The sequence below is a fragment of the Photorhabdus antumapuensis genome (assembly GCF_020387775.1).
Classification (GTDB): Bacteria; Pseudomonadota; Gammaproteobacteria; order Enterobacterales; family Enterobacteriaceae; genus Photorhabdus; species Photorhabdus antumapuensis.
In genome coordinates this window covers 18,146-31,092 of the sequence record NZ_JAHZMK010000076.1, presented here as the reverse complement: position 1 = coordinate 31,092, position 12,947 = coordinate 18,146, and the positions used below count along the sequence as shown (strand labels likewise).

General features: G+C 43.4%; 12 protein-coding genes and 1 pseudogene. 12 read left to right on the top strand and 1 reads right to left on the bottom strand.

Annotation, left to right across the window (positions count from 1 at the left end):
- Both KZ793_RS21595 and KZ793_RS21590 read left to right on the top strand, forming a co-directional pair.
- A partial coding sequence (locus KZ793_RS21595; RefSeq protein WP_317987493.1) for a group II intron maturase-specific domain-containing protein occupies window positions 1-588 on the top strand: 588 nt, incomplete at its 5' end.
- A 73-nt stretch (window positions 589-661) separates the two neighbouring features.
- A pseudogene (locus tag KZ793_RS21590) lies at window positions 662-835 on the top strand (IS982 family transposase); the annotation flags it as partial.
- Here KZ793_RS21590 and map read toward each other — a convergent pair.
- Window positions 822-1,628, bottom strand: coding sequence for a type I methionyl aminopeptidase (gene map / locus KZ793_RS21585; protein WP_225817161.1), 807 nt, complete (start codon window positions 1,626-1,628; stop codon window positions 822-824). The pseudogene KZ793_RS21590 and the gene map sit on opposite strands and share 14 nt — an antisense overlap.
- 433 nt (window positions 1,629-2,061) lie before the next feature.
- On the opposite strand from map, the gene rpsB reads away from it, so the two are divergent.
- The 10 genes from rpsB to skp all read left to right on the top strand — a co-directional run bounded on the left by rpsB (window position 2,062) and on the right by skp (window position 12,944).
- Window positions 2,062-2,787, top strand: coding sequence for a 30S ribosomal protein S2 (rpsB, locus tag KZ793_RS21580; RefSeq protein ID WP_046974080.1), 726 nt, complete (start codon window positions 2,062-2,064; stop codon window positions 2,785-2,787).
- A gap of 150 nt (window positions 2,788-2,937) precedes the next feature.
- Complete coding sequence (gene tsf / locus KZ793_RS21575; RefSeq protein ID WP_118987382.1) at window positions 2,938-3,789, top strand: translation elongation factor Ts; 852 nt, start codon at window positions 2,938-2,940, stop codon at window positions 3,787-3,789.
- Between the two features lie 153 nt (window positions 3,790-3,942).
- Window positions 3,943-4,671 carry a UMP kinase gene (pyrH, locus tag KZ793_RS21570; RefSeq protein ID WP_225817160.1) on the top strand — a complete coding sequence of 243 codons (729 nt, stop codon included), beginning with the start codon at window positions 3,943-3,945 and terminating at the stop codon, window positions 4,669-4,671.
- 119 nt (window positions 4,672-4,790) lie between these two features.
- Complete coding sequence (gene frr, locus KZ793_RS21565; protein ID WP_225817159.1) at window positions 4,791-5,348, top strand: ribosome recycling factor; 558 nt, start codon at window positions 4,791-4,793, stop codon at window positions 5,346-5,348.
- 142 nt (window positions 5,349-5,490) lie between these two features.
- Complete coding sequence (ispC, locus tag KZ793_RS21560; RefSeq protein ID WP_225817158.1) at window positions 5,491-6,687, top strand: 1-deoxy-D-xylulose-5-phosphate reductoisomerase; 1,197 nt, start codon at window positions 5,491-5,493, stop codon at window positions 6,685-6,687.
- A 283-nt stretch (window positions 6,688-6,970) separates the two neighbouring features.
- Entirely contained in the window at window positions 6,971-7,666 is a 696-nt protein-coding gene (gene ispU, locus KZ793_RS21555; protein WP_397443654.1) for a (2E,6E)-farnesyl-diphosphate-specific ditrans,polycis-undecaprenyl-diphosphate synthase, read from the top strand.
- A gap of 9 nt (window positions 7,667-7,675) precedes the next feature.
- A complete protein-coding gene (gene cdsA, locus KZ793_RS21550; RefSeq protein ID WP_225817156.1) occupies window positions 7,676-8,524 on the top strand; it encodes a phosphatidate cytidylyltransferase in 849 nt (282 codons plus the stop codon).
- Window positions 8,525-8,552: 28 nt separating this feature from the next.
- Window positions 8,553-9,908, top strand: a complete 1,356-nt coding sequence (rseP, locus tag KZ793_RS21545) for a sigma E protease regulator RseP (RefSeq protein WP_225817155.1) — start codon at window positions 8,553-8,555, stop codon at window positions 9,906-9,908.
- Window positions 9,909-9,942: 34 nt separating this feature from the next.
- Window positions 9,943-12,336 carry an outer membrane protein assembly factor BamA gene (gene bamA, locus KZ793_RS21540; protein WP_225817154.1) on the top strand — a complete coding sequence of 798 codons (2,394 nt, stop codon included), beginning with the start codon at window positions 9,943-9,945 and terminating at the stop codon, window positions 12,334-12,336.
- A 110-nt stretch (window positions 12,337-12,446) separates the two neighbouring features.
- Complete coding sequence (skp, locus tag KZ793_RS21535; protein ID WP_225817153.1) at window positions 12,447-12,944, top strand: molecular chaperone Skp; 498 nt, start codon at window positions 12,447-12,449, stop codon at window positions 12,942-12,944.
- The last annotated feature ends 3 nt before the right edge of the window (window positions 12,945-12,947 follow it).

Genomic DNA, 12,947 nt, shown 5'->3' with positions numbered 1-12,947 from the left:
AGGTTCCCCGGGGCGACTCGACGACTGGTTCACTGCCAGAGTGAAGCACAGGCCAGAGAAATCTGGCAAAGGTTGGAACACCGTTTCAGGGAATGTGGATTGGCACTGCATCCGGACAAAACCCGGATTGCTTACTGTAAAGATGTAGAACGAAAAGGAAAATATGAACATACCTGTTTTGATTTTCTTGGATATACGTTCAGACCAAGGTGGGTCAAGAACCGTAAAAGAAACAGTTTGTTTGTGAGTTTTACACCGGCAGTCAGCAAAGCGGCCCAAAAAGCCATGAGATTCAAAATCCGTAAGTTGAAGATCCGAATGCGGACAGAACTGAACCTGATACAACTGGCAAACTGGCTAAACCCCATAATCAATGGCTGGTTGAATTATTATGGGCAATTTTGCCGATCGGAACTGTATAAGGTCTTCAGGCAACTCAACAAAGCGCTGGTGCGCTGGGTCAGGCGAAAGTTCAAGGCACTGAGCAGACACAAAACTCAAGCCTCAAAACTGCTTCAAAGGATCGCAAAGCAGCATAAGGGGCTGTTTGCCCATTGGCGGGCAGGAATGACAGGCGTGTTTGCCTGATGGGAGCGGTATGAGTCGAGAGGTTCACGTACCGTTCTGCGAGAGGCTGCGGGGGTAGTTCCCGTGGTCTACTCAACCCGTGAATGATCCATTGAAAAATATTTCTCAGATAGAACATTCACGACATCGGAGTATAGTCGGCTTTTTGTTGGAGGTCGTATCGGGCTTAATTGCATATACATTCCAACCGAAAAAACCGAGCTTAAATTTACGTGATTCTGAAATCGCTATCCTTAAGCAAAACTGAGGTTAATTAAAATCGCGGAGAGAGCGGGCTCTTCTTCTTTACGCAATGTCATGATTTCGCAGCCGTTATCAGTAACAACGATGGTATGTTCATACTGCGCAGACAGGCTGCGATCTTTCGTTTTGACTGTCCAGCCATCTTTCATGGTACGGATGCGGTAGTCACCGATGTTAACCATTGGCTCAATAGTGAAAGCCATACCTTTTTGCAGAACAACACCACCATCATCTGCATCATAGTGTAGTACTTGTGGTTCCTCATGGAAGCCTTTGCCTATGCCGTGACCGCAATATTCACGGACCACAGAAAGATCGTTGCCTTCAACAAATTGTTGGATGGCTTTACCAAGGGTACGTAGACGAATACCAGGTTTCACCATTTTCAAGGCCAGATAAAGGCTTTCCTGAGTGATGCGGCACAGGCGCTCACCCTGAATGGTTGGTTTACCAACTATGAACATTTTTGATGTATCACCGTGGAAGTCCTCTTTGATAACAGTCACATCGATATTAACAATATCGCCATCTTTCAAGGTCTTATCATCATTGGGGATACCATGACACACTACGTCATTAACAGAGATACAAACAGATTTTGGGAAACCGTGATAGCCAAGGCAGGCAGAGACAGCTTGTTGTTTATTGGTAATGTGATCGTGACAGATACGATCTAATTCACCTGTTGTTACACCGGGTTTGACGTAAGGTTCAATAATTTCCAACACTTCTGCCGCCAGTCGACCAGCGACGCGCATTTTTTCAATATCTTCAGAGGTTTTAATTGAGATTGCCATGAAACTTGTCCATTCAAAGCCAGCGAATCTGCTGGTTGTCTGTTTTTCAACAAGGAAAAAATTATTGAACTAATGGTATCAGCCTACAGAATATCTGCCAATAACAGTTGGCAGCCCTATTTCCCTCGTTACCTTTATTTACCCATCAAGAATACCGTTCGTAACCCTGCTTTTCTTTTCACATTGAGCTATCAGAAAATGGCAACATAAAGTTGGTGTCTTAGGCGGGTTTATGATATAAAGCGCGCCGGCGTTCTGTGTATTTGTTTCTAAGGCAAAACACCAGAGGCGTTAAATATACTCACTGTGTAAATAACACACACGGGTCGGCACATACGCCGGGGTGCTCTCATGCAGAACATGCAGCTAAAGAGTCGGTGTTATGGGGCTCGTGGAGGCATAACCCCAACTTAATATTTTACAGAGGTTTACAATGGCAACTGTTTCCATGCGCGATATGCTGCAAGCGGGCGTTCACTTCGGTCACCAGACTCGTTACTGGAACCCAAAAATGAAACCATTCATCTTTGGTGCTCGTAACAAAGTGCATATCATCAACCTGGAAAAAACTGTTCCAATGTTCAACGACGCGTTAGCTGAGCTGAACAAAATTGCTTCACGCAAAGGCAAAATTCTGTTTGTTGGTACTAAGCGTGCTGCAAGCGAAGCGATTAAAGAATCAGCTCTGAGCTGTGATCAATTCTTCGTTAATCACCGTTGGTTAGGCGGTATGCTGACTAACTGGAAAACTGTTCGCCAGTCCATCAAGCGTTTGAAAGATTTAGAAGCACAGTCTCAGGACGGTACTTTTGACAAACTGACCAAGAAAGAAGCGTTAATTCGTTCTCGTGAGCTTGGTAAGTTAGAAAACAGCCTGGGCGGTATCAAAGATATGGGCGGCTTACCTGACGCTCTGTTTGTTATCGATGCTGAACATGAACACATTGCTATCAAAGAAGCGAACAATCTGGGTATCCCAGTATTCGCTGTTGTTGATACCAACTCTGATCCAGATGGTGTTGATTTCATCATCCCTGGTAACGATGACGCAATCCGTGCAGTAAAACTGTATTTGGGTGCTGTTGCTACCGCTGTTCGTGAAGGTCGTTCTCAAGATCTGGCTGTTCAGGCAGAAGAAAGCTTTGTAGAAGCTGAATAATAAGGCAAGCTCATTGTTGAGCCCTTATTAACCAGGTATTGAAATATATTGGTTAGGGGGGCCTGTTATGGCCCCCTTTTACGTATCTGATATAAGAACTATCCATGAGGAATACTCTCTTCCTGCGGGATACATCGAGGAATAAAACAAATGTCTGGAATTACCGCTGCTTTGGTAAAAGAACTGCGTGAGCGTACTGGCGCAGGTATGATGGAATGTAAAAAAGCGCTAGTTGAAGCTAATGGTGATATCGAATTAGCGATTGACAACATGCGTAAATCAGGTCAAGCGAAAGCGGCTAAGAAAGCTGGCCGTGTTGCTGCTGAAGGTATCATCCTGGCGGAAGTGGCTGCTGATGACAAATTCGGCGCTTTGGTTGAGCTGAACTGTGAAACTGACTTCGTTGCTAAAGATGCAGGCTTCATCGCGTTCGGTAAAGAAGTTATGGCAACAGTATTAGCTGATAAAATCTCTGATATTGAAACTCTGAAAGCTAAGTTTGAAGAACAGCGTACTGCACTGGTTGCTAAAATCGGTGAAAATATTAACATTCGTCGCGTTTCTGTATTAGAAGGTGAACAACTAGGTACTTACCTGCATGGTGCACGTATTGGTGTTCTGGTTGCGGCTGAAGGCGCTAATGAAGAGCTGATTAAGCATGTGGCTATGCACATCGCCGCAAGCAAGCCAGAATATGTTAACCCAAGTGATGTACCGGCTGATGTTGTTGATCGTGAGCACCAAATCCAACTGGATATCGCAATGCAGTCTGGTAAGCCACGTGAAATCGCAGAGAAAATGGTTTCTGGCCGTATGAATAAATTCACCGGTGAGATTTCTCTGACAGGTCAGAATTTCGTGATGGACCCAAGCAAAACAGTTGGCGATCTGTTGAAAGAAAACAATGCTAAAGTGACCAGCTTCATCCGCTATGAAGTGGGTGAAGGTATTGAGAAAGTTGAGACTGATTTCGCAGCAGAAGTTGCTGCAATGAGTAAATAGTCTTAATTTTTACAAACAGGGCCGCCAAATGGCGGTTCTGTTTTATCTAATCTAAACCGCCTATTCCAGTAGGTGTTGAGTTTTTGCATCTGGCCAGAATGGCCCGGATGTATGTAAATCCCCAATATACTTTTCTGCTTAGGACAGAACATCATGGCAACCAATGCAAAACCCGTATATCAGCGTATCCTGCTTAAACTCAGTGGAGAAGCCCTGCAAGGTGCAGAAGGTTTTGGTATAGATGCCAGCGTGTTAGATCGCATGGCTCAGGAAATCAAAGAACTGGTTGAGTTAGGCGTAGAGGTCGGTGTCGTCATTGGCGGTGGTAATCTGTTTCGTGGTGCTGGCTTGGCAGAAGCAGGAATGAACCGTGTAGTCGGCGACCACATGGGCATGTTGGCAACAGTGATGAATGGTCTGGCAATGCGGGACGCATTACATCGCGCCTATGTGAACGCCCGTCTAATGTCTGCCATTCCTTTAAATGGCGTTTGCGATAACTATAGTTGGGCAGAAGCGATTAGTTTATTACGTCATGGTCGGGTTGTTATTTTCTCTGCGGGTACCGGCAATCCGTTCTTTACTACAGATTCGGCAGCATGTTTGCGTGGTATTGAGATTGAAGCAGATGTTGTGCTAAAAGCAACTAAAGTAGATGGTGTTTACTCTGCTGATCCGGCTAAAGATACAGAAGCGGTATTGTTCGATAAGCTCTCTTATCAGCAGGTATTAGAGCGTGAATTAAAAGTCATGGATTTGGCGGCATTCACTCTGGCTCGTGATCATAGCTTACCAATTCGTGTATTCAATATGAATAAACCGGGTGCGTTGCGTCGTGTGGTGATGGGTGAAAATGAAGGTACCCTGATTTCCCACGAATAATGTTCAGAGACACCAGAGATGTTTGGCGGTATGATTAGTCGCCTGATACGTCAAATTTAACAAACATGGTCATAATGACTTATGGCTTGAAAAACAACCAGTTCCCAAGGGTTTGTAACGTGATTAATGAAATCAAAAAAGACGCACAAGACCGTATGGAAAAAAGCGTCGAAGCACTTAAAAACCAAATTAGTAAGGTTCGCACTGGCCGTGCTTCTCCAAGTCTGTTGGACGGTATCACTGTTGAGTATTATGGTGCGCCTACACCTCTGCGTCAGATTGCTAACGTCATCGCTGAGGATGCACGTACTCTGGCTATCACGGTATTTGATCGTACTATGACTCCGGCGATTGAAAAGGCAATCATGGCTTCTGATTTAGGTCTGAATCCCTCTTCCGCGGGTACAACAATCCGTGTTCCTTTGCCCCCATTGACAGAAGAACGTCGTAAAGATCTGATTAAAGTGGTTCGTGGCGAAGCTGAACAAGGACGTATTTCTGTGCGTAATATTCGTCGTGATGCTAACGATAAAATCAAAGCTTTACTGAAAGATAAAGAGATCGGTGAAGATGATGAGCGTCGTGCACAGGATGATATTCAGAAGTTGACCGATAATTTCATCAAAAAAGTTGATGAAGCTTTAGCTAAGAAAGAAGAAGAACTTATGGAGTTCTAATCTCTTTCGTGAGATATATCAAGCGTCGCTATCGTGCGGCGCTATTTTTTATCCGGCATTTCTCTGAGGCCATAGGCATTCATAGCCAGGCGAATCAGACAAGTATTAATACACATCAAACAGAGCAATTCAGAGCATCAGTATGAAAAGGTTGACCATCCTTGGTTCCACAGGTTCCATAGGCAAAAGTACACTTACTGTAGTTCGCAATCATCCTGATAAATTTGAAATAACGGCGCTTGTCGCTGGGAAGAATATTCAGGTTATGGCTGAACAATGTCTGGAGTTTCAGCCTCAATATGCTGCGATGGCGGATGAAGTTTCCGCAAAAGAGCTTAGACAGTTGCTTATTGAACAAGGTTGTAAGACCGAAGTACTTTTCGGCGAACAGGCTGCATGTGATCTGGCTGCTTTGAATGATGTTGATCAGGTTATGTCTGGGATTGTTGGTGTGGCTGGTTTATTGCCAACGCTGGCTGCTATCCGGGCGGGTAAACTGATTTTACTTGCTAATAAAGAGTCGCTGATCACCAGCGGTCGGTTTTTTATGGATGCTGTGGCGAAACATAATGCTCAATTATTACCCATTGACAGTGAACACAATGCTATTTTCCAGAGCTTACCTGAGGTAATACAGCGAAACCTTGGGCGCGGAGATCTAAAACAACATGGAATTGCTAATATTATTCTGACAGGATCTGGCGGGCCTTTTCGTCATACCCCTTTGGAGCAATTAGCTTTTGTAACACCGGACCAGGCTTGTGCTCATCCGAATTGGTCGATGGGGCGTAAGATTTCGGTAGATTCTGCGACAATGATGAATAAGGGCTTGGAATATATTGAGGCGTGTTGCCTGTTCAATGCATCTGCTGCGGAAATGGAAGTGGTAATCCATCCTCAGTCAGTCATTCACTCTATGGTCCGTTATCAGGATGGCAGCGTTATTGCTCAATTAGGAACACCGGATATGTGTACACCCATTGCCTATGCAATGGCATACCCAAATCGTATTGCTTCTGGGGTTGAATCTCTTGATTTTTATTCTTTAGGTACACTGACGTTCTCGAAACCAGATTATGAACGGTATCCATGTTTGAAACTGGCTATTGAAGCTTGTCACTCAGGTCAGGCTGCAACGACGGCTTTGAATGCAGCGAATGAAGAAATCGTTAAGATTTTTTTACAAAATGGAATCTCTTTCACAGATATTGCAATTATAAACCGGCAGGTTGTAGAAAAACTAAATTTGCCGGAACCTCAGAGCATTGAGGAAGTCTTACAGATTGATAATCTCGCAAGAGATTTAGCTATAAAGACTATTCGTTCATTTATCAGATAGTCTTTGATTGGCAAATGGGTATTTGTCCGCATTTTTACCTGATGGTATAGTTTGCGTATAACTGTTGGTTGATATAATTAACGGTTCAGATTTTGGAAGTTCTCTTCCAGATAATTAGGCTTTTACCCAGGCCGTGGATACCAGACACGGCTTTTTTATGTTTGGATGCCTGAACTTGTAAGAGAATTACCCTGACTAGCAAAGGATTAATTGAGTGATATTATCCAGCGAACATCATCAGAACGATTTATCGTCATTATTACCTAAACATGTTGCCATTATTATGGATGGTAACGGCCGTTGGGCAAAGAAACGAGGGAAATTAAGAGCCTTTGGTCATCGTGCAGGGATTAAAGCGGTACGGAGTGCGGTGAGTTTCTCGGCTAAACATAAAATTGAGTCACTGACGTTGTACGCTTTCAGTAGTGAAAACTGGAATCGGTCGGAACAAGAAGTCAGCTCTTTAATGGAATTATTTATTTTTGCACTAGATAGCGAAATCAAAAGTTTACATAAGCATAATATTAGATTATCTGTTATTGGTGATATTAGCCGGTTCAGTGAGCGTTTACAGGATCGAATCCATCGCTCAGTTAAGTTGACTGCTAATAATACGGGTCTGCAACTTAATATTGCTGCCAATTATGGTGGTCGTTGGGATATTGTTCAAAGTGTTCAGAAAATTGCCCGGCAGATTAAGGATAATTCCCTTGAACCACAGGATATTACTGAAGAATTAGTTAATAATTATATGAATCTAAGCCAGCAGCCTCAGGTTGATTTGGTCATTAGAACCGGAGGTGAACATCGTATCAGTAATTTTCTGTTATGGCAGATAGCTTATGCAGAATTCTATTTTACCGATATACTCTGGCCTGATTTTGATGAAAACGTTTTTGAAGGTGCAATTAATGCCTTTGCCAAAAGAGAACGCCGATTTGGCGGAACAATACCAGACGATGCCGATGTGGGATCATAGGAGGAACTCTTGCTGAAGTACCGCCTTATAACGGCTGTGATATTAATCCCTCTTGTGATTGCCGCTCTGTTTTTGCTGCCACCAGTAGTGTTTGGGCTGGTGATTATTGCTGTTTCAGCCCTTGCTGCATGGGAATGGGGGCAATTTGCTGGCTTATTTAACCAAAAGAAACGGGCTATTTTGGCAGTTCTGTTTGCTATTGGTTTATTGGTTTTACAATATACTCTGCCAGATTTCACTGATTTGATTGGACAATCGCAAATCACTTTTATCCTATGGGGGGGAATGATTTGGTGGATTGTCGCGACGCTTCTAGTTGTTACCTATCCTTCTTCCGCTGCAATTTGGAAGAGTTCCACTTTATTGCGCCTTTTATTTGGTGTCCTGACATTAGTGCCGTTTTACTGTGGAATGATGGTGTTACGGACTCAGGGATATGATGATAATTCATATTATGGTGCATGGTGGTTACTGTATGTCATGTTACTAGTATGGGGAGCGGATTCCGGTGCTTATCTCTTCGGACGTACTTTAGGTAAACGTAAAATGGCACCGAAAGTTTCTCCAGGAAAAACACTGGAAGGATTAATAGGAGGGTTAATGACAGCGGCTATTATTTCATGGTTGTTTGGGAAATATGCTCCAGTACCTGCAATGCCTGAAAAACTCATGTTGTGTTCTGCTATTGTTGTTATTGCTTCTGTATTTGGTGATTTGACTGAGAGTATGTTCAAACGTGAATCGGGTATTAAGGATAGCAGCCAGCTAATTCCGGGGCATGGCGGTGTTATGGATCGTATTGATAGCCTGACTGCTGCGATCCCTGTTTTTACTGGCCTAATGTTGCTGGTATTTTGATCTCTCTGTTTGACGGCGTTTGAAGAATATGATGGGAATTCTCTGGAATCTGGCGGCTTTTATTATTGCGCTAGGGATATTGATCACTGTGCATGAGTTTGGTCATTTTTGGGTGGCTAGAAAGTGTGGTATTCATGTTGAACGTTTCTCCATTGGTTTTGGTAAAGCTCTATGGCGGCGTACAGATCGTCAAGGAACTGAATATGTTATAGCTCTTATTCCACTGGGGGGATATGTGAAAATGCTTGATGAGCGTGTTTCACCTGTTTCTCCTGAACACCGTCATATGGCATTCAATAATAAAACACTTGGTCAGCGTGCTGCGGTGGTTAGTGCCGGGCCAATTGCTAACTTTTTATTGGCGGCTGTGGTTTATTGGTTGGTGTTTATTATTGGTGTGCCGGCAATACGTCCTGTTGTTGCGGATATCAAACCAGATTCTATCGCTGCGCAAGCAAATATTTCATCGGGAATGGAACTAAAATCCGTAGATGGTATCGAAACGCCTGATTGGAATTCAGTTCGTTTTGCTCTGGTAGGTAAGATAGGTGACGATAACATGACTGTTCAGGTTATCTCTCCAGGCTCATCATATCCGGTGGAGAAAATTTTGGATTTGCAGCAATGGAACTTTGATCCGGATAAGCAGGATCCTGTGCTGTCACTAGGGATTATGCCTGTTGGTCCTCGTTTGGATTCTCTGGTGGAAAAAGTTATCCTTGGCTCCGCAGCAGAAAAAGCGGGTTTGCAAAAGGGGGATAGGATAGTTAAAGTCGGTAGCCAGGAAATAGATGCTTGGCATACTTTTACATCCTTTGTCAGCAATAATCCGAATGTCCCGCTGGAACTTTCTGTGGATCGGGCTGGTCATATTATTTCTCTCTCTATGACGCCGGAAGCAAGACAACAATCTGGTGGCAGGAAAGTTGGTTTTGCCGGTGTGGAACTGCGAGTTGTGCCATTAGCCGATGAATATAGAATCGTTCAGCAATACGGGTCTTTCTCTGCCATGTATCAGGCGGGAGATAAGACTTGGCAACTGATGCGATTAACTGTCAGTATGATTGGTAAGCTGATCGTTGGTGATGTGAAAATTAACAACCTGAGTGGGCCTATCTCTATCGCCAAAGGGGCGGGGGTGTCGGCTGATTCCGGCTTGGTGTATTATTTGATGTTTTTGGCGCTAATAAGTGTCAATCTTGGGGTTATTAACCTGATCCCATTACCTGTGTTAGATGGTGGACACTTGCTCTTCTTGTTTATCGAAAAGATAAAAGGTGGGCCGGTTTCCGAGCGTGTACAAGACTTCAGCTATCGCATTGGTGCCATAGTACTGGTGTTATTGATGGGGCTTGCACTTTTCAATGATTTCTCCCGTTTTTAAAGCGGAAGACTAGTTAGGAAGACGCATTACAACGATGGCGATGAAAAAGTTACTCATAGCGTCGCTGCTGTTTGGCAGCGCCACTGCATACGGTGCAGACGGATTCGTAGTTCAGGACATTCACTTTGAAGGTCTTCAACGCGTCGCCGTAGGTGCAGCATTACTGAATATGCCAGTTCGCGTAGGTGATACGGTCAGCGATGAAGATATCGGGCGTACCATTCATGCACTATTTGCTACTGGTAACTTTGAAGACGTTCGTGTCCTGCGTGATAGCAATACACTTATTGTTCAGGTAAAAGAACGGCCGACTATTGCCAGCATCACTTTCTCCGGCAATAAATCGGTAAAAGATGATATGTTGAAACAAAACCTTGAGGCATCTCATGTTCGGGTCGGAGAAGCCCTTGACCGCACGATGTTGTCCAATATCGAAAAAGGGTTGGAAGATTTCTATTACAGTGTGGGTAAATACAACGCTAGTGTAAAAGCGGTTGTTACGCCACTTCCACGTAACCGTGTCGATTTAAAACTGGTTTTCGCTGAAGGTGTTTCGGCAAAAATCCAGCAAATTAACATTGTTGGTAATAAATCATTTTCTTCTGATGAGTTATTGAATCGTTTCCAACTTAGAGATGATGTGCCGTGGTGGAATCTGACTGCTGATCAGAAATATCAGAAACAAAAACTGAGTGGTGATCTTGAAGCATTGCGCAGTTTTTACCTTGATCGCGGTTATGCCCGTTTTAACATTGATTCGACTCAGGTCAGTTTGACGCCGGATAAAAAAGGTATTTATGTCACGTTGAATATTACTGAGGGGGATCAATACAAAATATCTGGTATTGACCTGAACGGTAATATGGCGGGCTATCAGTCAGAAATCACTAAACTGGCTAACATTGAGCCTGGTTCTCTGTATAACGGGACTCAGGTGACTAAAATGGAAAGTGAAATTAAAAATTTACTTGGCCGTTATGGTTATGCTTACCCACGAGTGATGACGCAACCTGAAATCAATGATCAGGACAAGACAGTAAAACTGCATGTCAATATTGATGCAGGTAACCGTTTCTATGTTCGTAAAATTCGTTTCTCTGGTAATGACACCACTAAAGATTCTGTTCTGCGTCGTGAAATGCGTCAGATGGAAAGAGCGTGGTTAGGAAGTGATCTGGTTGAACTGGGTAAAGATCGCCTTAACCGTTTGGGTTATTTCGAAACGGTAGATGTTGAAACTCAGCGTATACCAGGCAGCCTTGATCAGGTCGATGTCGTTTATAAAGTTAAAGAACGTAATACCGGTTCTCTGAACTTTGGTGTTGGTTTCGGTACAGAAAGTGGCGTTAGTTTCCAGGTTGGTGCTCAGCAGGATAACTGGTTGGGTACAGGTAATGCTGTTGGAGTTAATGCCAGTAAGAACGATTATTCAACCTATGCAGAGCTCTCCTTCACTGATCCATACTTCACGATTAATGGTGTGAGTCTTGGTGGTCGGGTATTCTACAACGATTTCAGAGCTGATGATGCTGAATTATCCGGTTACACTAACCAAAGCTATGGTATAAGTGGTTTCCTCGGTTTCCCGATTAATGAAAATAACTCCCTGAATTTTGGCTTAAATTATATTCATAACTCGCTGTCTGAGATGCTTCCTCAAGCTGCAATGTGGCGTTATCTGAGGTCTATGGGCGAGAAACCAAATTTTGAGAGTAAAGCCGAGTTCAAAGCGGATGACTTCTCTTTAAGTATGGGATGGACGTATAACGACCTTGACCGTGGCTTTTTCCCAACATCCGGTGTGAAATCGACTCTGAATGGTAAAGTGACTATCCCTGGTTCGGATAACGAATTCTATAGAGTGACACTGGATACTTCTGCCTATTATCCAATTAATGATGATCGTACTTGGGTGATTTTGGGGCGCAGTCGTTTAGGTTATGGTGATGGATTAGGTGGCAAAGAGTTACCATTCTATGAAAACTTTTATGCAGGTGGCTCCGGTACGGTTCGTGGTTTCCGTTCTAACAATATTGGTCCTAAAGCTATTTACCTGAATAAGGACGGGTTGCCTAAGAAAGAGAGTCCATCTCGTGATGCTGTAGGTGGTAACGCAATGGCGGTAGCTAGCCTTGAGTTGATTACGCCAACACCATTCCTTGATAGTAAGTATTCGAATTCTGTCCGAACTTCATTCTTTATTGATTCAGGTACGGTTTGGGATACCGATTGGAATGATTCTGCTGCGATGAAAAGCAGAGGTATACCTGATTACAGTAAACCAGGTAATATCCGCGTTTCGGCGGGTATTGCATTGCAATGGATGTCTCCTTTAGGTCCGCTGGTGTTCTCTTATGCCAAGCCGATCAAAGATTACGAAGGTGATAGATCAGAGCAATTCCAATTTAATATTGGCAAAACCTGGTGATAATGCGTTTTTATCTTATTATTGATAGAGCAAGCTCTGAAATCACAGGTTTCAGAGCATTAACTAAGTTTTCCAATAGGTTACAGATAGCGTGGTTTAAGGAGTTTATAGTGAAAAAATTGTTGTGTGCAGCAAGCTTTGGTATTGCATTAGCTTTCTCCGCTGGTGCTCAGGCAGCAGACAAAATTGCTGTTGTCAATGTTGGTGAGATTTTCCAGCAGTTGCCAGCCCGCGAAGCTGTTGTGAAGCAGTTGGAAAATGAGTTTAAAAACCGCGCATCTGAATTGCAACGGATGGAAACTGACTTACAATCCAAGATCCAGAAATTACAGCGTGATGGCTCCACTATGAAATCCAGTGTGCGTACTAATCTGGAAAAAGAAGTGATGGCTAAGCGTGAAGAATTTGGCAAAAAAGCCCAAGCTTTTGAACAAGATCACCGTCGTCGCGAGATGGAAGAACGCAACAAAATTCTAAGTCGTATTCAGGATGCAATCAAAGTGGTTGCTGGTAAAGAAGGCTATGATGTCGTTATTGATGCGAATACTGTTGCTTATTCAGTATCTGGCAAAAATATTACTGCAAGTGTATTGAAACAGGTTAAATAATAG

Bases quoted from the DNA above. Each gene is read 5' to 3' on its own strand.
- map (WP_225817161.1), bottom strand. From the start codon at position 1,628: ATGGCAATCTCAATTAAAACCTCTGAAGATATTGAAAAAATGCGCGTC.
- rpsB (WP_046974080.1), top strand. From the start codon at position 2,062: ATGGCAACTGTTTCCATGCGCGATATGCTGCAAGCGGGCGTTCACTTC.
- ispC (WP_225817158.1), top strand. From the start codon at position 5,491: ATGAAAAGGTTGACCATCCTTGGTTCCACAGGTTCCATAGGCAAAAGT.
- ispU (WP_397443654.1), top strand. From the start codon at position 6,971: ATGGATGGTAACGGCCGTTGGGCAAAGAAACGAGGGAAATTAAGAGCC.
- rseP (WP_225817155.1), top strand. From the start codon at position 8,553: ATGATGGGAATTCTCTGGAATCTGGCGGCTTTTATTATTGCGCTAGGG.
- pyrH (WP_225817160.1), top strand. From the start codon at position 3,943: ATGGCAACCAATGCAAAACCCGTATATCAGCGTATCCTGCTTAAACTC.
- tsf (WP_118987382.1), top strand. From the start codon at position 2,938: ATGTCTGGAATTACCGCTGCTTTGGTAAAAGAACTGCGTGAGCGTACT.
- bamA (WP_225817154.1), top strand. From the start codon at position 9,943: ATGGCGATGAAAAAGTTACTCATAGCGTCGCTGCTGTTTGGCAGCGCC.